The 22,136-nt window shown below is 66.2% G+C and carries 20 protein-coding genes; 16 read left to right on the plus strand and 4 right to left on the minus strand.

Annotated elements, in window-relative coordinates:
- The first annotated feature begins 74 nt into the window (after positions 1-74).
- The 3 genes from ITP53_RS15505 to ITP53_RS15515 all read left to right on the plus strand — a co-directional run bounded on the left by ITP53_RS15505 (position 75) and on the right by ITP53_RS15515 (position 3,955).
- On the plus strand, positions 75-422 hold the full coding sequence (locus ITP53_RS15505) for a type II toxin-antitoxin system RelE/ParE family toxin (RefSeq protein ID WP_195896086.1): 348 nt from the start codon (positions 75-77) through the stop codon (positions 420-422).
- A complete protein-coding gene (locus tag ITP53_RS15510) occupies positions 422-721 on the plus strand; it encodes a helix-turn-helix domain-containing protein (RefSeq protein WP_195896087.1) in 300 nt (99 codons plus the stop codon). Before ITP53_RS15505 ends, ITP53_RS15510 begins: the two co-directional genes overlap by 1 nt.
- Before the next feature lie 1,146 nt (positions 722-1,867).
- Positions 1,868-3,955, plus strand: coding sequence for a prolyl oligopeptidase family serine peptidase (locus ITP53_RS15515; protein WP_195896088.1), 2,088 nt, complete (start codon positions 1,868-1,870; stop codon positions 3,953-3,955).
- 336 nt (positions 3,956-4,291) lie between these two features.
- Here ITP53_RS15515 and ITP53_RS61105 read toward each other — a convergent pair whose 3' ends face one another.
- Both ITP53_RS61105 and ITP53_RS15525 read right to left on the minus strand, forming a co-directional pair.
- On the minus strand, positions 4,292-4,786 hold the full coding sequence (locus ITP53_RS61105; protein ID WP_195896089.1) for a helix-turn-helix domain-containing protein: 495 nt from the start codon (positions 4,784-4,786) through the stop codon (positions 4,292-4,294).
- A gap of 565 nt (positions 4,787-5,351) precedes the next feature.
- Entirely contained in the window at positions 5,352-5,672 is a 321-nt protein-coding gene (locus tag ITP53_RS15525) for a hypothetical protein (protein WP_195896090.1), read from the minus strand.
- A gap of 114 nt (positions 5,673-5,786) precedes the next feature.
- Between ITP53_RS15525 and ITP53_RS60265 the strand changes: the two genes are divergently transcribed.
- From ITP53_RS60265 to ITP53_RS15560, 8 genes are all read left to right on the plus strand, one after another.
- Positions 5,787-5,945, plus strand: a complete 159-nt coding sequence (locus ITP53_RS60265; protein WP_328814600.1) for a helix-turn-helix domain-containing protein — start codon at positions 5,787-5,789, stop codon at positions 5,943-5,945.
- A 145-nt stretch (positions 5,946-6,090) separates the two neighbouring features.
- Positions 6,091-7,026 carry a transcriptional regulator gene (locus tag ITP53_RS15530; protein ID WP_328814602.1) on the plus strand — a complete coding sequence of 312 codons (936 nt, stop codon included), beginning with the start codon at positions 6,091-6,093 and terminating at the stop codon, positions 7,024-7,026.
- A 7-nt stretch (positions 7,027-7,033) separates the two neighbouring features.
- Entirely contained in the window at positions 7,034-7,510 is a 477-nt protein-coding gene (locus ITP53_RS15535; RefSeq protein WP_195896091.1) for a hypothetical protein, read from the plus strand.
- Positions 7,511-7,940: 430 nt separating this feature from the next.
- Positions 7,941-9,413: an AAA family ATPase gene (locus ITP53_RS15540; RefSeq protein ID WP_195896092.1), complete on the plus strand. Its 1,473-nt coding sequence runs from the start codon at positions 7,941-7,943 to the stop codon at positions 9,411-9,413.
- A gap of 1,250 nt (positions 9,414-10,663) precedes the next feature.
- Positions 10,664-10,972 (plus strand): type II toxin-antitoxin system prevent-host-death family antitoxin, encoded by a 309-nt coding sequence (locus ITP53_RS15545; RefSeq protein ID WP_195896093.1) that lies wholly within the window; start codon positions 10,664-10,666, stop codon positions 10,970-10,972.
- Between the two features lie 3 nt (positions 10,973-10,975).
- Positions 10,976-11,494, plus strand: a complete 519-nt coding sequence (locus ITP53_RS15550; RefSeq protein ID WP_195896094.1) for a type II toxin-antitoxin system RelE family toxin — start codon at positions 10,976-10,978, stop codon at positions 11,492-11,494.
- Positions 11,495-11,531: 37 nt separating this feature from the next.
- Positions 11,532-11,843, plus strand: coding sequence for a hypothetical protein (locus ITP53_RS15555; protein ID WP_195896095.1), 312 nt, complete (start codon positions 11,532-11,534; stop codon positions 11,841-11,843).
- Positions 11,819-12,235 (plus strand): PIN domain-containing protein, encoded by a 417-nt coding sequence (locus ITP53_RS15560; protein ID WP_195896096.1) that lies wholly within the window; start codon positions 11,819-11,821, stop codon positions 12,233-12,235. Before ITP53_RS15555 ends, ITP53_RS15560 begins: the two co-directional genes overlap by 25 nt.
- A 110-nt stretch (positions 12,236-12,345) precedes the next feature.
- On the opposite strand, the gene ITP53_RS15565 is transcribed toward ITP53_RS15560, so the two are convergent.
- Positions 12,346-12,603: a hypothetical protein gene (locus tag ITP53_RS15565; protein WP_195896097.1), complete on the minus strand. Its 258-nt coding sequence runs from the start codon at positions 12,601-12,603 to the stop codon at positions 12,346-12,348.
- A gap of 238 nt (positions 12,604-12,841) precedes the next feature.
- On the opposite strand from ITP53_RS15565, the gene ITP53_RS15570 reads away from it, so the two are divergent.
- From ITP53_RS15570 to ITP53_RS15595, 5 genes are all read left to right on the plus strand, one after another.
- On the plus strand, positions 12,842-14,125 hold the full coding sequence (locus ITP53_RS15570) for an ROK family transcriptional regulator (RefSeq protein ID WP_195896098.1): 1,284 nt from the start codon (positions 12,842-12,844) through the stop codon (positions 14,123-14,125).
- Positions 14,126-14,250: 125 nt separating this feature from the next.
- Positions 14,251-20,019 carry a ThuA domain-containing protein gene (locus ITP53_RS15575; RefSeq protein ID WP_195896099.1) on the plus strand — a complete coding sequence of 1,923 codons (5,769 nt, stop codon included), beginning with the start codon at positions 14,251-14,253 and terminating at the stop codon, positions 20,017-20,019.
- 117 nt (positions 20,020-20,136) lie between these two features.
- Positions 20,137-20,676 (plus strand): hypothetical protein, encoded by a 540-nt coding sequence (locus ITP53_RS15580; protein WP_195896100.1) that lies wholly within the window; start codon positions 20,137-20,139, stop codon positions 20,674-20,676.
- Between the two features lie 411 nt (positions 20,677-21,087).
- Entirely contained in the window at positions 21,088-21,321 is a 234-nt protein-coding gene (locus tag ITP53_RS15590) for a hypothetical protein (RefSeq protein WP_195896101.1), read from the plus strand.
- 12 nt (positions 21,322-21,333) lie between these two features.
- Positions 21,334-21,801: an NUDIX domain-containing protein gene (locus tag ITP53_RS15595; protein ID WP_195896102.1), complete on the plus strand. Its 468-nt coding sequence runs from the start codon at positions 21,334-21,336 to the stop codon at positions 21,799-21,801.
- Here the strand turns inward: ITP53_RS15595 and ITP53_RS15600 are convergent.
- Entirely contained in the window at positions 21,789-21,995 is a 207-nt protein-coding gene (locus ITP53_RS15600; protein WP_195896103.1) for a hypothetical protein, read from the minus strand. The two genes, ITP53_RS15595 and ITP53_RS15600, sit on opposite strands and share 13 nt — an antisense overlap.
- Positions 21,996-22,136: the final 141 nt, after the last annotated feature.

The raw sequence follows: 22,136 nt of genomic DNA on the forward strand, positions 1-22,136 counted from the left end.
CTGGGGCATGACAATGGGTGGGCAACCTTCGGAATCACGGGACGGCGAGCTCTCGCGGCCATAGCATCGTTGCTATGGCCTGGGGTACTGTGGAGCTCGAACCGGAGGTTCGGGAGTGGCTTGAGAAGCTCTCGGCGGAGTCGTTCGCGCGAGCGGCCTTTTATATCGAGCTGTTGGCGGCGGAGGGCCCGCTCCTTGGGGATCCGTACACGCGACAGCTTGATGGCAAGCTGCGCGAGCTCCGGTTCTACCTTGATGATCTGACAATGCGGATCAGTTACTGGATCGCTCCGCAATGGCGGATCACCCTTCTGACCGTTTTCCACAAAACGCGAATGAGGGAAGATCGAGAAGTGGACCGGGCGCGCCGGGCGTTGTACCGCTGTAGGGACGAGGCGCACTCGGTGGACGAGGAGTGGTGATGACCGAGCGGACCGACTGGGCCGAGCTCCGGGATCGACGGCTGTCCGAGCCGGGGGCGGCCGAGGCTTACGATGCGACTCGTCTTGCCTTCGAACTCGGTCGGGCGGTACGGCAGATGAGGGAATCCCATGGGTGGAGCCAGAGTGAGTTGGCCCGTGCTGCGGACATGACACAGTCGGCAGTAGCCCGCTTCGAAGCGGGAGGCACCGTCCCGACGTTGCCAGTCCTCGAGCGCTTGGCTAGGGCTCTGGACGCCGATCTGGAAGTACGAATCAGTCCGCGTGCTCCCGCAGCCTGAGTTTGATCTATGGCGCGAGATGAACCGCTACCACCAGCAATATTTGTACAAAGTGCCCAATGGGTACTGTGGGATCGGCGCACTGGAGTCTCGTGCTCTGTGGGTGTGGCGTCTTCCGGAGAGTGATCTGACGGCTGGCAGTCTCCGAGCGAGATCGTGAGTTGTTGCCCCTTGTGTAACTCGCGAGGGGCAACGGCCGTGTTTTGGCACTCGTCCTGGCTGGCTGCCCAGGTCTTGGAGGCGGTCGTCACCTGTACGCCCGTAGTCGCCGCCGCCAGCGGCCGACGTTGGCGTGCGCAGTCGACCAGGTTGCCGAGGAAATCGCCGAGGAACGGCTTTTGATCAGACGTCCCAAGGTTTGGCAGAAGTGGCGCGATGTTCCTCTTGGGGAGATCGATACCTGTCGCGCTCGCGAGGCCAAGGACTCAGTGCGATCGTCAGTCCGGCGTACATGGACCATCTCCTCTCCGATGCGCGTTGCGCGTGGCAATCGCGCCTTCTGTCCATCATTGACGGCCGCATCGGAGCGCTTCTAGACAAACTTGCCCGAATTAGGCGATATGATGCACGCCCCATTCTCGGCCGTGACCGGACGTTTACGATGGCGGCCCGATCCATCCGCCGCCGGATTGCCTCTGACTCAGGAATTCGTGAGACGCGGCAACAATGGAATTGAACCTCCGCTGCCGAGTCCGACCAAATGGACGGCGAGCTAGCCTGTCCAGCGTGCTGAAGAGGTGGATCGTCCGTTCGGCGAATCCTGGCCCACGCCCATCCTGCACCGCATGACACTCTCGTTGACGCTGGCCCCACCAGAGTCGCACCTATAAATGCCGTCCATGTAAATCAAAGAAAGGCAAGATATGGGGGGCGTGAATTTATGACGCCGCTCGGTGTGCAGGGCGGGGGCCTGGTAATAATGGGTCGGGTCAGGAGAATTCCACCCGAGCAGACTCAGGGGGTAGTTATGTACGGATACCTGCCAGACGCTGCCTACAGGCCGGCTCCGCGTACGGGTGTGCGCCGCTGGTACGAGGCCATCGTGCTCGGCGAGCGGGCCTGAGTGATACGGGTGCTGCGGTCGGACTCCGACCGCAGCACTCCATGTCAGGAGCCGGATGACGGTACCCGGGAAGGGGTTTCCCAATGGCACGACCTCCTTATCCCCAAGCTCAGCGCCACGACGTGGTGGAAAGTCTGGGCGGATTTTCAATTTCGGACCCTTATCGCTGGCTGGAAGTCAGTGCTGACCCGCGTGTGCGGGCGTGGGCGGCCCAGCAGGACGAGTTGTTTTCTGCGCATCGTGCTGAATGGTCCGAAACCGAGAGCTGGAGGTCCATGATCGAGAATTTCTCCACCTTCGGGGTCTCCGATCCGCCACTGGTGCGGGGATCGCTGATGTTCATCGCCGAGCAACTGTGTGACGACGAACAACGCCGCCTGGTCGTGGTCGACGGCGCGGGGGACCGGCGCGTGCTGGTGGATCCGGTGCAGCTGGACCCATCCGGCCAAACGCGGCTGTACACATGGTGGCCGTCGCGTGAGGGCGAGCGGGTAGCGGTTCAACTGGAGGTCGCCGAACAGCCTGCGAGCGACATCGTGGTGCTGGATGTCCGTACCGGTGAGGTGCTGGACGGGCCTCTGCCGCGCGCGTGCAACACCTCGCTCGCCTGGCTGCCGGGAGGAGAGGCCTTCTACTACGTCAGCCGGGTGCCCGATGAGGAACTGGCTCCGGGAGACCGGCGGTTGCACCGGCGAGTTCGGCTGCATCGCATCGGATCCCCGCCCGAGACCGACCTCATGGTGTTCGGCGGAGTCGATGCCCCTGACTGCTACTACGGGCTCACCGTGAGCGCCGATGGCCGCCACATCGCGATGACGGTGTCGGACGGGCCCGTCCCCCACAATGACGTGTTGATCGCCGAGTTGACCGATCCGCAGGCTCTTCGCTTCGTGAAGACGGTGGACGGACACGCCACGGGCGCCCGCGTCCTGCCGCGTTTTCTGCCTGACGGCAAGCTGCTGCTGGTCACCGATTACCAGGCTCCGTGTGGTCGCATCTGCACGACGCCCAGGCACGAGACGGACCCGTCAGCATGGCGCACGCTGGTGCCCGAAGACCCCCAGGCCCCCTTGGACGACTGTCTGATCCTGGACGATCCGATGCTGCCGCGTCCTTTGCTGCTGGTGGCGCGCGCCCGCCACGGTGTCTCCACCTTGACGGTGCACGATCTGGACGATGGCCGACAGTTCACCACGGTGCCACTGCCCGGTATAGGCGTGGCGTCATCCCTGCAGACCGAGGTCCCTCACGGACGTCACTTGTGGTTCAGTTACTGCGACGCCACCAGACCGGCGGCCGTCTATCGCTATCACGCCGTCACAGGGGAGGTGGCCTCTGAGGTCGCCGGTGCTGCGAGCACGCCTCACTCGACCATCTGCAGCTGCACCGTTCGTTACCCGGCTGGCGATGGCACCGAGGTCACGCTGTTCCTCTTCACGCCGTCCGAGGAGCTCGACGGCCCTCGCCCGACTCTCCTGCACGGCTACGGAAGCTTTGGCCTGGCGATGCGTCCGCTGTTCTCTCCGATGGCGGCCGCGTGGGTCCACGCCGGCGGTGTTCACGCGGTCGCCTGTGTGCGCGGTGGCGGTGAAGAAGGTCAGCACTGGCACGATGCCGGTCGCGGACCGCACAAGCAGCGGACGATCAGCGATTTCAACGACGCCGCGGCCTGGCTCATCCGTACCGGCTACACCACCCCCGACCAACTGGCGATCTATGGGATGTCCGGGGGTGGACTGCTGGTCACCGCCGCCGCCACGCAGCGCCCCGATCTGTACGCCGCGGTCATCGCTGACGGCCCGCTGTGCGACATGGTTCGCTACGAGCGCTTCGGCCTGGGTGGCACCTGGAGCGAGGAATTCGGCTCCTCCGCGCAGCCAGAGCAACTCCCGTGGCTGCTCGCCTACTCCCCCTACCACCACGTCTCTTCGGGAACCGCCTACCCCGCCTTCCTGCTCGCAGGCGCGGTCACTGACCTGCTGACCGGTGAGGCCCACGTCAGCAAAATGTGCGCGGCCCTTCAGTACGCCACCAGCAGCGATCGCCCTGTTCTGATGCGCCGCGAACCCGACAGCGCTCACGCCGGGTCGTGCGCGAGCAAGGAACGCGCCCTGGCCGCCGACATGCTCGCCTTCGCCGCAAAATACACAGGTCTTTCACTCAGCGGGTGACCGCGCTCGTACGGGAGGGGCAGCAGGGTGGCCTGGCCTCCATCGGATCTCCAGTCCCTTGGCGTTCGGGAAAAACCTCGCCTCCGTCGCGTACGGACTGCTGGTATTTCCCGAACAACACGTTCAAGGGCGAGTCGCCTGCGGCGGCCGGCCGCGCGTCGGGCGGTCGCTGGACCGCGCTGCGGCCTGGGAGTCGGTCGCGGCCAGCACCGCCAACGCGCGTCCTGCGCTCAGTGTGACTTAACGGTAAGGGATGAGCACACGGACCAGGTGGCAGATGTGCTGATCTCCTTCGAAGCGCGATCTCCGGTAAGCGGTCCCGTCCATGGGCAGAGCTTACGGTCGGCTAAAGATATGCGATCTTGTGGCCTCGAGTATGGTCCATTGCTCCCCTGTCAGCCTGTAGGGCGGAGTGAGAGCCTTGAGATCGCTTGCGTTGGGAATAACCTGCGCTCGCTCAAACCCCTCAAGTGCCCATGTGGTTATTCCCGTTCGCGCACTAACCTCTTTTATCGACAGCCCGCTTTTTAGTCGAGCGTTGCGAAGCGCCTCCGCGAGTTGCCCCTTGGGGCCTGGTGGGAGCGTGACCGGAGAGGAGGCACTCGGGCGGGGCGCCCTGTCCGCCTCCCCCTCTGAGCGGGAGGAGCCCGCGACGGCCGCAACGCCGCCTGATAGGAGGCCAAAGCCGATGATCAAAGCTACTATGGGCACGATCGCGCCTGAGGGGTCGGAGTCGGTAGTGTTGGAGGTTGTGGAGTTACGATTGTGAGCCCTGACTCGTATCCGCTTGCCGCTCTTGAGATATCGCCAATGCGATCTGATGGGAACCATGGAGCGAGGTTAAACGGCGGCGCCGACAAATTAGCCAGCAGGTAGCGGGGCTAGCAAAATGACGCTTGGCGGATACGCTCGCCTTGCTTTACGGAGACCGTACCTAGTGTTATAGGTCAGCCTCTTTGGCTGTTTACGAGTGGCGATTATGGGGCGATTGAGGTACTGGTGATCTAATGCGGGCTGAGGATCGTATTCCGTCCTGATGCTGCACTGTTCGTATCTTCGGCCGAGGCCAAGTCCACCTACGAACCTGGTGGGGTACACGAGTGAAGCCGTAGGTGTCACGCTCAAGAGGCTGCCGCCCCACTTCAGGTGCTCGGGCCTTACAGCCCTGTGCTCCGGGTCGGGTTGCCATCGAATCACCTGCCTACCGCAGGTTGCCCTGACTTCTGGTGTCGGACCTCGGCGTGTAGATTCCTGGCCAGCTCCTCCAAGGTCTCTCCGCAACGCACGTTGGAGAGGCCGCTGTTCTTGGGCATGAAGTTGACTCGCATGGCCACCCAGCCTCCAGACATGTCGGTGATCTGCCATCCGGGGAATCTGCTGAGCACTTGCTGCACGGTCAGAGACACGGCTGCGCTCCGGCGATCAGGGACGAGAGCGGATGTGTCATGCGCAGTTCGGTGTAGCGAAGGGCGACTCGGTGGGCGGCGCGGCTCGGCTGGGTGAAGGGATGCCCTGCGTAGATCGCTCGGTGTCGGCGTGGGTTCCAGCCAGTGCGCCACCAGTACGTGCCGTCCGCGCACCATACGATCAAGCCGACCCAGACCGACACCATGGGCGTGCCGTAGTCGTGATGGACGTCGGTAGTGATTCCCTTCTCCGCAAGAGCAGTGGCCAGCCCTTGCGCGGCGGCCAGGGGTTGAGGCGGTAGTGCGTTCATGTACTGAGCGTCGCCGTCACATAACTACAGGTGAACGGCCTAGCGCTGCTGGTGGTACGTCTATTCCCGTCACGAATATCGGTACGGCCAAGGTCAGCGGCTTAACCTAGCGTTGTGACCCAGATACCGCCGCAGTTCTGGTCCGGGCCAGTCGTCGCCGCCGCTCTCGCCGAGTGCGATCTACCGACCATCCTTGAAGAGGTACGGCGGGCGCACGGTTGGACGCAGGGCCAGCTTGCTGAGGCGGTCGGCTACTCCCAGAGCTGGGTCTAAGGTGTTGCGTGGCCGTCAGCCGCTCACCGTAGACCAGGTTCGGGAGATATCCATCCAGATCGGGGTGCCGCTTCACTTGCTCCGATTTGGAGCCCGAGGGGATGACGATCTGACGAAGCGCAGAGATTTCGGCAAGGCGCTGGCGTTGACCGCTCTGGCGGGTGTGGCACTGCCCAAGCGGCCGGATGTGGACGAGACGACGGCCGCCACGCTGACCAGCATTACCCGTGCCCAGCGCCGGTTGGAGGCTGTCACGCCTGCGCGTGAACTCGCTCGTTCGGCGGTGGCGCAGGTCGATCTCGCGCGCCGCGTTCTCGGCCGCGCGTCGCGGTCTGCGCATGCTGACGGGGTCCGGGCCGGCCTCAGCGAGGCGGCAGGCTTCGCGGCCTGGGTGCATGCCGACATGCAGGACACCGGCTCGGCGCGCTTCTACTATCGTCGCGCGATCGACAGCGCGCGGCAGGCCAACAACTCGCTGCTGGGTGCGTACATGATCGGCAGTCTGGCCGCGTTCGAGATTGACGCCGATGACCCGCTGATCGGACTGAATCTCTTGGCGAGGGCACGGAGGGAGATCGGAGAGCGGCCACCGGCCACCGGCCGTGCGTGGCTGTCGAGTCTCGAAGCGCTTGGTCATGCGACCGCACGAGACGAGGCGGCAGCGCTTCAGGCGTTGAAGGCGGCTGAGTCAGCGGTACGGGCTGGTGAACGGGCCGTTGCGCCGCCTTGGCCCTGGGTGTTCCCGTTCGATCACGCGAAGCTGGCGGGCTATCGCGCCCTGGTGATGGTACGGCTCAAGCGGCCGGCCGAAGCCGTTGCCGCCTTCAACGAGTCGCTCTCGTCGGCCCAGCCCGGCGCGAAGCAGCGGGGCGTGCTCATGACTGAGGTAGCGACCGCTGAGGCCATGTCGGGGCACTACGACGAGGCGCTGTATCTGGCGTCCAACGCGCTTACTGTGGGGACGGCGTATGGCTCCGAGCGTGTCCTGCACCGGGTCAAGAACTTCCGCCGAGCGTATGCCGGGCCGTCGTCCGGCGCCCTGCGCTCGTTCGACGAACGTCTTCACGCCACTCTGCTCTAGGGGAATCATGGTCCGCATCGCTGTTTCCGGCCACCGGGGTCTTCCGGAGGAGACTGCCGTACTGATCGATCGGGCGATACGGAAGGCGCTCTCGGACTACCTGCCTGACGTCTGCGGGTTGTCCTGTCTGGCGGACGGAGCCGATCAGATCTTCGCCCGTGGAGTGCTGAATGTTGGTGGGGTGCTGGAGGCAGTCATACCAGCCAAGGAGTACCGAGACGGGCTGCCGAGTGAGTGCCATGCTGCGTATGACGAGTTGCTGGGCCGGGCGATCCGGACTCACAGGCTGGAGTTTGTGGAGTCCACCTCGGAGTCGCACATGACGGCCAGTGCACGGATGCTGGACGACGCTGATGTGTTGTTCGCCGTGTGGGACGGGCAGCCCGCCCGAGGCTATGGCGGTACTGCCGATGTGGTGGCCGAGGCCCGACGGCGGGAGGTCCCCGTCCGGGTGATCTGGCCCGAAGGAGCCCAGCGAGATTAGGGGACTGCAGGCGCTGGATGCCTGGTCGGGCGGCTGAGCCGATGCTCGGACAGCACTGAGCTCGGTGTGCCCTGCCATCGTTCTGACATCTGACGAGGACGACATGAGCGAACTGTGTGGGAAAGCAGTGCAGGTGGTCCCTGCCTGAGACTGTTCGGCCGAGCGGGGAGTCTCCGGAACTACCACGGGAGACGAACCGCTAGTCCCCAGTGGGTACTGCGGGATCGGCGGCACCAACGTCAAGCTGGGTGACCCTTCCGAGTGGTCCTGTCCGACGGGGCTGACTACCTCAGAGGAGTAAGTCTCCGGGCGGTACGGCGAGCACGCCGTCTCGGGGGTCTCAGTCGTTCTTCTGGCTCCTCTCGGACGCCATCTCACAGAATGTAGGGGTACAGTTAAGGTAACTGTAGTTCTCTTTCGGAGGTTGTCGATGGACAAGCCGGCCGAGATGTTCGACCGAGAGTACGAGTGGTCTGCACTGACCCGGTTCATCATCGACCCGCAGCCCGGTGCCACCTTGGGTGTGGTCTCCGGACGCCGACGCCAGGGGAAGACCTTCCTGCTCGACGCCGCTTGCCGGGCAGCCGGAGGCTTCTACTTCGGTGCCACCGAGGCCGCTGACGCCGAGTCGCTTCGCCGGTTCAGCGCCGCGCTCACCGAACATTCGCGACCTGCGACCCCTTACCATTTCGCCCATTGGTCCGAAGCCATTGACGCGCTCCTCGCGCTCGGCTCCGAGCGCCCGCTGCCCGTGGTGATCGACGAGTTCCCGTACCTAGTCAAAGCCAACCCTGAGCTACCGTCAGTGATTCAGGAAGCTTTCAGGCCTTTGCGTGATCAGCGAACCGCCTCCCAGACCAGACTCCTGCTCTGCGGCTCCGCCCTGTCCTTCATGGGCAAGCTTCTGGCGGGCAACGCGCCACTGCGCGGTCGGTCCGGCCTTGAACTGCTCGTTCGCCCACTCGACCACCGCCTTGCCGCCGAGTTCTGGGACATCACCGATCCGCGCCTGGCTCTCATGGTCAACTCGATCGTCGGCGGCACACCCGCCTACCGGCGTGAGTTCGCCCGCGGCGACTCCCCGGCGGACATGGCGGACTTCGATGATTGGGTCGTCCGTACGGTCCTCAATCCGGAGACACCTCTCTTCCGAGAGGCCCGCTATCTCCTCGCTGAGGAACCCGACCTACGCGACACCACCCTGTATCTGTCCGTCCTGGGTGCAGTCGCCGACGGGAACGCCACTCGCGGCGGCATGGCCGGCTATCTGGAACGCAAGGCCACTGATATCGCGCACCCGATCAACGTCCTCGAAGACGCTGGACTGCTGCACCGAGACGCCGACGTCTTCCGAGAGAACCGGCCGACCTACCGCATCGCGGAACCGCTGATCGGCTTCTACCACGCGATCATGCGCCCCGTCTGGGACCAACTGGAACGCCCCGGCAGCGCGAACCGAGTCTGGCAGGCCAGCCGCCGCCGTTTCGTCAGCAATGTCCTCGGCCCCCACTTCGAACAGGTCTGCCGCGACTGGGCCTTGCACCATGCCGAACCCGATCTCCTTGGCGGGCTGCCCGCCCGCGTGGGGCACGGCACCGTCCACGACCCCACCACCCGCACTGGCCACGAGATCGACGTGGCCGTCATCGGCATCGCCGACAGCGGCAAAGCCCCCTTGCTGGCGATCGGGGAAGCCAAATGGAACGACACCATGGGCGCCGCACACATCGACCGTCTCCGGCACATCCGTGACCTCATCACTCGGGCCGGTCGCTACGACACCTCACACACGAAGATGATCTGTTTCAGCGGAGCAGGCTTCAACGACAAAGCGCACCGAGCAGCAACATCGTCACCCGACCTCCACCTCGTCGACCTACCCGCCCTCTACGGCCAGAACTGACGCGACCATCCAGCAGTCATCGCCAGTGCTGCCGGCCGGGGACTGTTACCTTCAGGCATGGAATCCAGGCGGTTACTGCGGGATCGGCGGGACGGGCGTCGCCTGCCCGGTCGGTCTGACCTCCGGTGAGGCGTGACCGGTTGGACTTGATCCACGCAGGGTGGATCAAGGAAGAGAACGCGAGGGTCTTGTGTGAGATCCTCGCGTCGCTCGTCGGGTACGAGTTCGACGGCCTTGACTGGCAGGCCGTTGAGAGTGCGCTGCCTGACACCGACGATGAGCAGGAAGAACGCTGGTACGAGTACCCCTTGGTCGGTGCGGCGACGGGGCTCGATCTCAGGGTTCGCTCAGGCGGTGGGTGGGAGTGTGATCTCGGTCGAGGTGTACGGCGACGTGGACGACGTCTTTCGGGGCCGTGTGGAGCTTGCCTGCGACGTGGCCGCCGCGTACGACGTGCGCCGCGCGTGACCGTGCCTTCAGCTTTGCGTAGGAGAGATCACGGCGTTCCGCCGCCTGGACGGCGGGACGATAGCGGACCACTACATGTCATCGTTCGAACGCATCTGGGCCGGAGCAGTGCCGTGGTCCGGCGAGCCTTGCCTCCATCGGATCTCCAGTCCCTTGCGTTCGGGAAAGAACCCGACCTCCGTCGCGTACGGAGTGCTGTTATTTCCCGAACAACACGCTACGGCTTGGCCGTTGTGCGGGCGTACCTCTGGACTCCCAGCCACCTGCGCTGGAGGAGTAGTTGCCTGAGAAGAAGCGCTACCACCAGCAATACCTGTACAAAGTGCCCAATGGGTACTGCGGGATCGGCGGCACGGGCGTCTCCTGCCCGGTCGGCCTGATCTCTGGCGAGGCTTGCGTTCATACCAGCCAAGGAGTACCGAGACGGGCTGCCGAGTGAGTGCCATGCTGCGTATGACGAGTTGCTGGGCCGGGCGATCCGGACTCACAGGCTGGAGTTTGTGGAGTCCACCTCGGAGTCGCACATGGCGGCCAGTGCACGGATGCTGGACGACGCTGATGTGTTGTTCGCCGTGTGGGACGGGCAGCCCGCCCGAGGCTATGGCGGTACTGCCGATGTGGTGGCCGAGGCCCGACGGCGGGAGGTCCCCGTCCGGGTGATCTGGCCCGAAGGAGCCCAGCGAGATTAGGGGACTGCAGGCGCTAGATGCCTGGTCGGGCGGCTGGGCCGATGCTTGGGCAGGGTCGCTGCGGTTCTATACAGAAAGATGTACAGTTGATGCATGACTGTTCTGCACGACGCTACTGAGCTGAGCGTCACAGAGGCGGCCCAGCGGGGCGTTGCCCGTCTGGTGGCTGATGCGGAGCAGGGGACCGATCTGGTGGTCACCCGCCGGCATCAGCCAGTGGCGGCGGTAGTGAGCGTCCGTCGGCTCAATGAGTTGGAGGAAGCGGCGGCTGATCTGCGTGATCTGGCGCTTGTGCTCGCCCGGTCGGTCACGGACACGGGGGAGCGGGTCTCGCTCGATGAGGTGCTTGCCGCTTTCGGGCATACTCGCGAGTCGCTGTCCGTCATCCCGGACGATGAGTGAATCGTGTCCGACGTCGTCTTCACGGCGGCGGCGGTCGACGACCTCCGGCGCATTGGCCCAGACGCGGTGCCAAAGGTACTCAAGAAGATCCTTCTCCTGCTAGAAAACCCTGAGGCTGGTTACCCGCTTGGCGGGGAACTGACCGGTTTCCGGAAGCTGGTGGTCGGTCGCAACACCTGGCGTGTCGTCTACCGCATCACCGAGGACAAGTCGGTGGAGATCTGCGAGGTATGGGGAGTCGGAGAGCGAGCCGATGCGGAGGTGTACGCGGAGGCGACGGCGAGGGTTCGCGAGGCTGGTGCCGACCGTCCCGAGATCGTCCAGCTCGGCCAGGTGATCGAGCGCCTCGGCGCGCTGACCGCTCACCTCCAGGTGGAGAAGGCGCCCCCTAGAGAACCGGTTCCTGATTGGCTCGCGGACAGGTTGATCTACACGGTCGGGATGACGCGTGAGGACGTCGCCGCTCTTGATCTTCAAGAGGCGGTCGACGCGTGGGCTGAGTACCGGTCCAAGTCTCACTAGGTCGCGCTTTTGCTACTTCGAGTAGTAAACTAAGCCGGTGAGCATGCCTGAGCGAGACTTCTCCCCGGGAGACGGCCCGGCCGCCAAGGTCAGTGTGTCTTTGAGAACGGGCAACATTCGCGCCGTCCGGGAGCGAGTGGGGGCCCGCGGGTTTTCCGCCTACGTCGATGCCGCTGTGGAGCGCCAGATCGAGCGGGATCTCTTGGAGGAGGCCCTGCAGGCGAACGAGGCCGCTTCCGGACCGATCCCACAGTCTTTGCGTGATGAGGCGGCGGAGTTGTTCCGCCGCGTCAAGTCCGCGCCCGAACTCCACGAGGAGGACGGATGGCGCGTGCACGAAGCAGGTTGAGCGCGGGCACTGTCGTTCTCGATTGCGAGGGGCTCGTGAAGTGGTGCGAGGCCGACCAGCGGGTGACCGCGTTCGTACGGGAGGCGCAGGACAACGACTTCCGGGTTGTTGTCAGCGCCATGACACCGATCGAGGCGCAAGACGTCCGCGTCAAGGGCGATCGTCTCAGGTGGCACCTTTCCCGGCTGAAGATCGAGCCGGTGACCGAGGACATTTCGTCGCGAGCGATCGAGCTTCTTCGAGATGCCCGCCTGCACGGTCACAAGTACGCCATCGATGCTGTCGTCGCGGCCACTGCACTGGGCTCCGTGCGCCCTGCCATCGTTCTGACATCTGACGAGGACGACATGAGCGAACTGTGCGGGAAAGCAGTGCAGGTGGTCCCTGTCTGATCGGTCGAGCGGGGAGTCTCCGGCCCGGGCATGCGCCCCACGCAAGCGAGAGACGCATGACCGAAACCTCATCGTGACGAGAAGGCCGGTCTCTGGTCTGGGGCCCTTCCTCAGAGCGAGCTGGTGGGCTGTGCGCGGGGGTTCAAGCCCAGACCGAACTGTGTCAATCGCGTGCCGCGGGGACGTGGTCCCGCCCGGCTGACGGTGTCGGATGGCACCACCGCGGCGGCACCGTGGTCGGCGTCGAGGGTGCCGATGCGGGTCCGGGGGGCCGTCAGGCGGGCGGGACGTTCTCGGGGAGGGAAGTAGGGCGTGCGGTGGGCTGGTTCGCCGGAGGTCTCGTGGTCCTGCGGCGACTCGTACTGCACACGCCGCTCCTCGATTAGTTTGCGTAGCTGTCCGAATTAAAGACGGCAACTCCAGGAAGACACAAGGGTGGGACCGGTCGCAGATTGCGTAACGGTCCGGTAACCGCGCTTCCTGTGAGCCTTGAGCTGGACGGATGCGCCCGATGCCAACTCGTTACGCGGCTCGGGGCTATGCGGCTTGAGATCTTCGTGTTACAACCGGGTTAATTGATCTCATATACAAACAAAGGGGACATGGGTGACGAAGGAGCCGCGCCTCACCCGTGCCCTGGGCGGTGCCGCTCCACCGGCGGGTCCCGCCGCACTGCGCAGAGCGAACCTCTCGCAGGTGCTGCGCAAGCTGCGCGACCACCCCTCCCTGTCCCGCGCCGACATCGCGGAGGCGACCGGGCTGCACCGGGCCACCGTCTCCAGCCTGATGGCCGAACTCCTGGAGCGGCGATTGGCACGGGAGGTCGGCGTCGAGCACGTGGGTGCGATCGGGCGTCCCCGACGGGCAGTGACGCTGTACGGGGCGCACGTCGGCGCCCTGGGCCTGGAGATCAACGTCGACTACATCGCGGTCCACGGCATCGACCTCAGCGGCCGGGTCCTGGTCGAGCGCCGGGAGGTCTTCGACGCGATGGGCAGCGGTCCTGACAGAGCCGTGCGCCGGCTGGGGCTCGCGGCCAAGGGGGCCGTGGAGGTGATGCGGCGGGCCGGAGCCGTTCCCGCCGGCATCGCGGTGGCCGTACCCGGGCTCGTGGACGTGGCGCGCGGTGTCGTAACGCTCGCGCCGAACCTGTACTGGCACGACCTGCCGCTGGCGGAGCAGTTGTCCGCCATGCTCGGGCCGCTGCGCGTGCCGGTGCGGGTGGACAACGACGCCAACCTCGCCGCCCTGGCGGAGTACACCTCGGGCGTCGCCGCGGGCACGCCCCACCTCGTCTACCTCACCGGCGAGGTCGGCGTCGGCGGCGGCATCATCTGCGGCGGCGAACTGCTGCGCGGAGCGGACGGATTCTCCGGTGAGGTCGGACACCTGAGCGTGGACCCGAACGGCGACCAGTGCGGCTGCGGCCGCATCGGCTGCTGGGAGACCAAGGTCGGCCTGGCCGCGCTGGTCCGCGCGGCCATGCCCGAGCAGGCGTACGGACTGCCGGGCATGCCGGTGCCCGACCCCGACGAACGTGTGGCCGACATCGCCAGGGGCCTGTCCGCCGGCGACCGGCGGATGACGGAGGCGGTCGCGCAGGTCGGCCAGTGGCTCGGGCTCGGCGGCTCGATCGTGGCCAACCTGTTCAACCCACGGGTGATCGTCATCGGGGGCTATTTCGCCTCACTGGCCCAGTGGCTGCTGCCGCACGCCCAAGAGCAGCTGCAGCGGCTGGTCCTGGCCGGTCCCACCGCCCGATGCCGATTCGTCGCCTCCACGCACGGCTTCGGCGCAGCGTCACGCGGCGCCGCGAGCATGGTGATCAACCAGATCATCGACGACCCGATCACGATCCTGGAGCAACGACCCCACCCGGCACCTTACTGACGCCCCCCAAGAACCTGGAGACGGCACCCTCCAGCAACCGCACCATCAGTCCCAACCAAGCGGCAACAAGCGCGGCGGCGCGCGCCTTGCCTGACGTCCCCCCCTCGGTCAGGAAAGGGTTTTTCATGTCACCACGGTCCCGAACACCGGCTGCGGTCCAGCCCGTCCGTGAACATCGCACCCTGCGATTAACGGCGGCGGCGGCGGTCCTCGCCCTCGTCCTTCCCATCCTGTCGGTCCTGACGCTCCTGCCGTCGGCGGCGAGCGCGGCCACCGCCGCGGCACCCGCCTTCAAGGTGCTCGTCTTCTCAAAGACCACCGGATTCCGGCACGACTCGATCCCTGAGGGCATCGCGGCCATCCAGAAGCTCGGCCAGGAGAACAACTTCGCGGTCGACGCGACCGAGGACAGCACGCAGTTCACCGATGAGAACCTGGCGCAGTACCAGGCAGTGATCTTCCTGTCCACGACCGGCGATCCGCTGGGCACGCAGGACCAGAAGGACGCCTTCCAGCGCTACATCCAGGTCGGCGGCGGCTTCGCGGGCATCCACGCGGCCTCGGACGGCGGTTACGAATGGCCGTGGTTCGGCAAGCTGGTCGGCGGGTACTTCAAGTCGCACCCGGCGATCCAGCAGGCCACCGTCAAGGTCGAGGACCCGGCGCATCCCTCGACCGAGGGTCTGCCGACGTCGTGGGTCCGTACCGATGAGTGGTACGACTACCGGGCCAACCCCCGCGACGACGTGCACGTGCTGGCGTCGATGGACGAGACGTCGTACTCCGGCGCGACCATGGGCATCGACCATCCGACCGCGTGGTGCCAGGACTACGACGGCGGCCGTTCGTGGTACACCGGCCTCGGCCACACGAAGGAGAGCTTCGTCGAGCCGAGCTTCCTGAGCATGCTCCTCGGCGGCATCCGGACCGCCGCGGGCGCCGTGGAGGCCGACTGCTCGGCCTCGCAGAGCGAGAGCTTCGAGAAGGTCACCCTCGACGACAACACGTCGAACCCGATGATGCTGGACGTCGCGAAGGACGGCCGGGTTTTCTACATCGACCGGCTGGGTGACGTCAAGATCGCCAAAACCACCGGTGGCAGCGTCACGGCCGCTCACCTGAACGTCTTCACCGCCAACGAGAGCGGCCTGCTCGGGCTGGCGCTGGACCCCGGCTTCGACTCCAACCACCAGCTGTACCTGTACTACTCGCCGGCGGGTGAGAACGTCGACCGGCTGAGCCGGTTCACGGTCACCGGGGACTCGCTCGACCTCTCCAGCGAGCAGAAGATCCTCGACGTGCCGGTGCAGCGGGCCGAGTGCTGTCACCACGGTGGCGGCATGATCATTGATCCCAAGACCGGCGACCTGTGGCTGGCCACCGGCGACAACACCAACCCGTTCGCCTCGGACGGGTATGCGCCGATCGACGAGCGGGAGGGCCGGGCCTCGTGGGACGCGCAGCGCACCTCGGCCAACACCAACAGCCTGAGCGGCAAGCTGCTGCGGATCCACCCCGAGGCCGACGGCACCTACACCGTCCCGTCAGGGAACCTGTTCCCGCCGGGCACGCAGAAGACCAAGCCCGAAATCTACGGCATGGGCTTCCGCAACCCCTTCCGAATGGGCCTCGACCCCAAGACGGGCCGTCCCATGCTCGCCGAGTACGGCCCCGACGCCGGGTCCGCGAGCCCGGCCAGGGGCCCGGAGAACACGGTCGAGTGGAACCTCATCGCCGAGCCGGGCAACTACGGCTGGCCCTACTGCGTCGGCGACAACAAGCCGTTCATCGACTACGACTTCGCCACCAAGGAGTCGGGATCGGCATTCGACTGTGACGCGCCGGTCAACAACTCGCCCAACAACGACGGCCTGACCGACCTGCCTCAGGTGACCCCGGCGACGGTCTGGTACCACTACAACACCGACCCGCAGAACTTCCCCGAGTTGAACGGCGGCGCGCCGATGGCGGGCCCGGTCTACCGGTACGACGCCGGCCTGCAGTCGCCCGTCAAGTGGCCGGCGTACTGGGACGGCAAGGCGATCTTCGGTGAGTGGAACAACAACGAGGTGTTCTCGTTCCAGCTCAACGAGGACACCTCCGGGCTCGTCAAGATCAACCAAATTCTCAAGTCCCTGAGCTTCAAGAAGCCCATGGACATGAAGTTCGGCCCCGACGGGGCGCTGTACATGATCGAATGGGGCTCCGGATTCGGCGGCGACAACGCCGACTCGGGCATCTACCGCATCGAGTACACCAAGGGCGACCGGCCACCGGTCGCCCGAATCACGGCCGACAAGACCGACGGCCCGGTGCCGCTGACCGTGCAGTTCTCCAGCGAGGGCACACGCGATCCGGACAACAAGCCGCTCACGTACGCGTGGGACTTCGACGACGACGGCACCGCCGACTCGAGCGACCCCAGCCCGTCGCACACCTACACCACGGCAGGCGAGTACAACGCCGTCCTCACGGTCACCAACACCGACGGCGTCACCGCGACGGCCGGCGTGCCGATCGTCGCGGGCAACACCAAGCCGACGATCACCCTCCTGCCGCCGCCGCACGGCGGATTCTTCGAGTTCGGCGACCAGGTGCGGTACAAGGTCGTCGTCACCGACCCCGAGGACGGCACGATCGACTGTGCCGAGGTCCAGGTCCAGGCGCTGCTCGGGCATGAGGGCCACGGACACCCCCTCGACCAGGACACCGGGTGCGAGGGCGTCCTGCAGACGCTCACGGACGGCGGTCACGGCACGGACGACAACCTCTTCTACATCATCGAGGCCACCTACGCCGACCACGGCGCCGGCGACGCCCCGTCGCTCACCGGACGCGGACAGGTCATCCTGCAGCCCAAGCGCAAGCAGGCTGAGCACTTCACCGAGACCGGCCGGGTGGCGGACGGCACGGGCACCGACACCCCGGGCGTCCAGGTGGAGACCACGACCGACCCGCAGGGCGGCTCCAGCAACATCGGATTCATCCAGGACGGCGACTGGTGGTCCATCTCCCCGGCGAACCTGGGGAACATCGACGCCATCCGGTTCCGGGCCTCGTCGGCCGGCGCGGGCGGGACCGTGCAGGTCCGGCTGGGCGATCCGGAGAACGGGACGCTGGTCGGCTCGGCCGACGTCCCCGTCACCGGGGGCTGGCAGCAGTTCACCGACGTCACGCTGGAACTGGACGACCCACCGGCGCAGACGGGACCGCTGTACTTCGTCGTGCGCAAGCCGGCGAGCGCGGCCAACGACGCTTTCCTGGCCAACTTCAACTGGGTCGACTTCGTCGGCAAGGGCGTGACGGAGAACCAGCGCCCGACGGTGACCGCGTCGGCGAATCCGGCATCGGGCACCGCGCCGCTGACTGTCGACTTCACCGCGACGGCCGCCGACCCCGAGGGCGACGAACCGCTCACATACCGATGGAACTTCGGGGTGAACGGCGCGCCGCAGCCGGAGACCGCCGAGGCGAGCCACACCTACACGGCGCCGGGCACGTACACCGCGACGGTGACCGTGACCGACGCCAAGGGCGCGGTGGCCACCGCGCAGGTCCCGATCAAGGTGGACGCGCCCACCACGCAGTGCCTGACCGGGCGTTCCGACGACTTCCTGGGGACGGAACTCGACAGTGACCGCTGGTCGGTCACCCGTGAGGACCAGAACCTGAAGGTGGCGGACGGCAAGCTCGTGCTCCCGACGTCCACCACCGACATCTACGGTGCCGGCGGCAACACGCCGAACATCGTGGTGCAGCCGGCGCCGCCTGGACCATGGACCGCCACCGCGAAGCTCACGCTCGACGCGCGTGACCAATATCAGCAGGCCGGCCTGATCCTGTACGGCGACGACGACAACTACGCCAAGATGGTGCTGCAGGGGCGGGGGACGGACGACCACGCCAGCCGCATCTTCCAGTTCATCCGTGAGGAGAACGGCACCCCGAACGAGGTGGCGGAGAGCAACACGGCCCTGCTCGGCGACGCCTACCCCGACACGGTGTACGTACGGTTCATCAGCGACGGCACCAACATCACCGCCCACTACTCGGCGGACGGCGTCACCTTCACCGCCATGCCCCAGACCAAGCCGCTCGCCGGGATCGACAACCCGAAGATCGGCCTGCTCTCGCTGGCCGGCGCCGGCAACCCGGTGGTGGACGCGTCCTTCGACTGGTTCCACATCACGCCTGACGACACGGCGACGAAGCCGGGCCCTGACGACGAGTTCGACGGCACGGCCATCGACGGCTGCCGCTGGGACGCGAGCGTACGCCACGACCCGTCGTCGGCGCGCGTGACCGGTGGCAACCTGGAGATCGACACCCAGGCGGGAGACATCTACGGGACCGACAACAACGGGGCGAAGAACTTCATCCTGCAGACGGCGCCGGACGGCGACTGGACGCTGGAGACCAAGATCGACGGATCGGCGTTCAACGAGGCCTTCCAGCAGGGCGGCCTGGTCGTGTACGCCGGTGACGACGACTACGTGAAGTTCGACTACATCACCGACAACTCCGCAGGCTCCGCGATCACGCGCAGGATCGAACTGCGCAGCGAGGTCGGCGGAACCGTACAGGACCCGCAGCCGCAGGTGGGCAACCTCACCAGCGGCGTGTGGTGGCTGCGGCTGCAGAAGGAAGGGGACGCCTTCCACGGCTTCTACGCCTCCGACGGCACCACCTGGACCGAGATCGGCGCGCCGACGGTGGTGCGCAACAGTGTGGTGGCCGACGGCGCGAAGGTCGGCCTGTTCGCCTTCGGCGCCGGCCAGACGGCGTCGAAGACCGCCACGTTCGACTACTTCCACCTGTCGGCAGGAGAGGAGAACGACGACACGACCGCGCCGGTCACGACCGCGACGACCGACCCGGCGCAGCCGGAGAACGGCTGGTTCACCCAGCCGGTCCAGGTCACGCTGGCCGCCGCGGACGAAGGAAGCGGGGTCGACCGTACGGAGTACCTGCTCGACGGCGGTGACTGGACCGGGTACGCCGAGCCGGTCCTCGTCTCCGGCGACGGCTCGCACACGCTCGCCTATCGCTCGGCCGACAAGGCGGGCAACGTCGAGGAGGCCAAGACCCTCACGGTCGAGGTGGACGCGACGGCGCCGGCGACCACCGCGACGTCCGCTCCGGCGAACGACGACGGCTGGCACAACGGCGCGGTGCCGGTGACCCTCGCCGCCACGGACGAGACGTCCGGTGTGGCGAGCACCGAGTACGCACTGGACGGCGGCGACTGGGCGCCGTACACCGAGGCGGTCGACGTCTCGGGTGAGGGGCAGCACGAGCTGCGGTACCGCTCCACCGACAAGGCCGGCAACGTCGAGGAGACCAAGGCCGTCACCCTGAAGATCGACACCCAGGCGCCCACCGTCCTGATCACCGGTGTCGCGGCCGGCACACAGTACGGCGACAGCCAGGATCTCAAGATCGCCTGGGAGGCCGTCGACTCCGGGTCCGGGATCAAGACGGTGACGGGCACGCTCGACGGCGGGCCGTACGAGTCGGGGACGGTCACGCCGATGTACGAGCTGTCCCTGGGCGAGCACACGATCACCGTCACCGCCGTCAACAAGGCCGGCAACAGGACCGACCAGACGGTGACGTTCTCCGTCGTCACCTCGACGGCTGACATCGCCGGCCTGATCGAACGGTTCGAGGTCGCAGGCAAGCTCACCGCCAAGAACGCCGACAAGCTGCAGAAGTCGCTCGACGGCGTACGTAAGGCGGAGGAGAAGAAGGACAAGAAGATCATCAAGGAGCTCGAGAAGTTCGAGAAGACCGTCAACGACAAGAAGGTCGTCTCGGACGACCAGGTCCGTACCACGCTCCTGCGTGACGCCGATGCGCTGATCGCCCAGTACGCCGGCACGCCGAAGGGCTGACCGCAAGGGGTGCCGGGCGACCGGCCCGGCACCCCGCCCCAGGTGTCCCGCGACGCGTGTCGCGGGACACCCGCCCCGGCATCCGAAACCGAGGGGAGTCACACATTGAGATATGTCATGACCGTCGTGCTGGCCGGGCTCGTCCTCGTGCTCGGCGCACCGGCCGCCTCCGCCCATGAAGGACCGATCAGGCTGGAGCTGGCAGGGGACGGCGCCCACGGCGTCAACGTGCTGGTCACCTGGAAGAAGGACGGCCATCCTGTCGAGGAGATCGTCTCGGCGACGCTGGTCGCGACCTCCTCCGACGGCCGTTCCTTCGGGCCGGTTCCCCTCATGTCATCACCTGAGGGCCAGAATCTCTACCACGCCGCCGAGCCGCTGCCGAGTGGCGAGTGGCGGGTCACCGCGACCGCGACCAAGCCCTCCAAGGCGCGTACGACGGTGAAGGTGACGGCAAGAGACCTCGCCGCCGCACCCGTGGCGGTGGCGACCCCACTCGTACCGGGCCCAAAGGCGGCGGCACCCGTAGCCCTCGTGGACGATGAAGATCCCATGGGTATGCCACTCAAGATCGGCATCATCGCCGTCGCGGCGGCCATCGCCATCGCGGCCTGGATCGGCCTCGCCCGTCGCAGGGGCCGGTACGGCCGACGCTGAAGGCAATGCCGACGCCGTCTGCCCGCGTTTCGGTGCGGCCCATGTCGGCTGCCCGGTCGGGCTGACGTCAGCCGATCGAGCCCCTATCGCCGACCTCCGTCCGGTGCGTTGAGGCTGGATGTCGGCCTGGCGGCTCCCGTTTCGTGGCGGGAGGTCACCAGTATCTGTACAAAGTTCCGAACGGCTACTGCGGGATCGGCGGCACGGGTGTCGCCTGTCCGGTCGGGCTCACGTCCGGCGAGGCGTAGACCGGCCGAGTTAGTGATCAATGGGCCCAGGATTGCGTATCGGCCAGCAATAATCCTGGGCCCTTCGCCGTCCCTGTATGCATAGAATTTATGGAGTTCGACGGGTGCCGTCGGCGGGACGCTGGCCGCCAAGATCCGCTCATCCCTGACGTACTACCGGACGTTGCCCGACCTGGACGGCTGCGAGATGCGGCTCCACTCCACGACGCTGTACGCCTCGCTGTTCCGCTATGACGATGACATCCTGGTCAACCCGCACGCGTACGGCGAACCGGCCTCGGCCAACCCGACTTTTCACTTCCGCCGCCTCGACGGCGGGACAATAGCCGACCACTACGTGTCATCGTTCGAGCGAGTCTGGGCCGGAGGCGTTCCGTGGTCCGGCGCGGAGATCTGAGAGGCACCCCACATGGGACGAGTCGAGTACTGGAACGACCCGAACGCCCCGAAGGCGAACAGCCTGGTGCCGGCCTGCGGGACGGTCACCGTGGATGACGTGGGCCGCATCCTCATGCAGCGCCGACGGGACACCGGCCAGTGGGCGTTGCCGATGGGCAAGATGGAGATCGGTGAGACGCCCTCGCAGTGCGCCGTGCGGGAGACCGAGGAGGAGACCGGCGTTCGTGTCGAGCCGGTCGGCATTCTCGGGATCTACTCCGACCCCGGCCACATTGTGGCCTACACGGACGGCGAGGTCCGCCAGGAGTACGAGGTCATGCTGATCGCCCGCCCGGTCGGCGGTCGGCCCGAGACAAACGACGAGGCGAGCGACGTGCGGTGGGTTGAGCCGGGCGTGTTGCACACCTTGGACATCCATCCGACTCAGTGGCGGCAGCTCAACGACTACCTAGAGCGGAGACATCCTCACGTCGACTGATCAAGCTGGCGCAGACCAGTCGGGCCGCGGCACGCCATCGGCTTCCAACGAGCGGTTGTGAGGCCGGAGGCCAACGTGACCTTCAGCCCCGCGATCTCCCACGCGTGCCGGATCGGACGGTCGACGGTGCCAGCCGACTCGGCACCCTTGGTGGCGTACTTGGATACGTACCTGGCCACGCGCAGATCGCTCATGCCGTCCAACTCGACTGATTCCCTATAGGAGTTGATGTGTCAAGACCGTCGCGGAAGAGGTCGTGGTTGTGGTTCCGGCCTCGCGACGGTCTTGATGCGTGGTCTAGTCGGCGCGGGGTTCGGGCAGGAGTTTGCGGAGCC

The sequence above is a fragment of the Nonomuraea cypriaca genome (assembly GCF_015645445.1).
GTDB lineage: Bacteria > Actinomycetota > Actinomycetes > Streptosporangiales > Streptosporangiaceae > Nonomuraea > Nonomuraea cypriaca.

Coding starts and splice junctions, on each gene's coding strand:
- ITP53_RS15545 (WP_195896093.1), top strand. CDS start 10,664: ATGACTGTTCTGCACGACGCTACTGAGCTGAGCGTCACAGAGGCGGCC.
- ITP53_RS61105 (WP_195896089.1), bottom strand. CDS start 4,786: ATGGTTCCCATCAGATCGCATTGGCGATATCTCAAGAGCGGCAAGCGG.
- ITP53_RS15575 (WP_195896099.1), top strand. CDS start 14,251: ATGTCACCACGGTCCCGAACACCGGCTGCGGTCCAGCCCGTCCGTGAA.
- ITP53_RS15600 (WP_195896103.1), bottom strand. CDS start 21,995: ATGAGCGATCTGCGCGTGGCCAGGTACGTATCCAAGTACGCCACCAAG.
- ITP53_RS15505 (WP_195896086.1), top strand. CDS start 75: ATGGCCTGGGGTACTGTGGAGCTCGAACCGGAGGTTCGGGAGTGGCTT.
- ITP53_RS15595 (WP_195896102.1), top strand. CDS start 21,334: ATGGGACGAGTCGAGTACTGGAACGACCCGAACGCCCCGAAGGCGAAC.
- ITP53_RS15515 (WP_195896088.1), top strand. CDS start 1,868: ATGGCACGACCTCCTTATCCCCAAGCTCAGCGCCACGACGTGGTGGAA.
- ITP53_RS15525 (WP_195896090.1), bottom strand. CDS start 5,672: ATGAACGCACTACCGCCTCAACCCCTGGCCGCCGCGCAAGGGCTGGCC.
- ITP53_RS15540 (WP_195896092.1), top strand. CDS start 7,941: ATGGACAAGCCGGCCGAGATGTTCGACCGAGAGTACGAGTGGTCTGCA.
- ITP53_RS15560 (WP_195896096.1), top strand. CDS start 11,819: ATGGCGCGTGCACGAAGCAGGTTGAGCGCGGGCACTGTCGTTCTCGAT.
- ITP53_RS15510 (WP_195896087.1), top strand. CDS start 422: ATGACCGAGCGGACCGACTGGGCCGAGCTCCGGGATCGACGGCTGTCC.
- ITP53_RS15580 (WP_195896100.1), top strand. CDS start 20,137: ATGACCGTCGTGCTGGCCGGGCTCGTCCTCGTGCTCGGCGCACCGGCC.
- ITP53_RS15535 (WP_195896091.1), top strand. CDS start 7,034: ATGGTCCGCATCGCTGTTTCCGGCCACCGGGGTCTTCCGGAGGAGACT.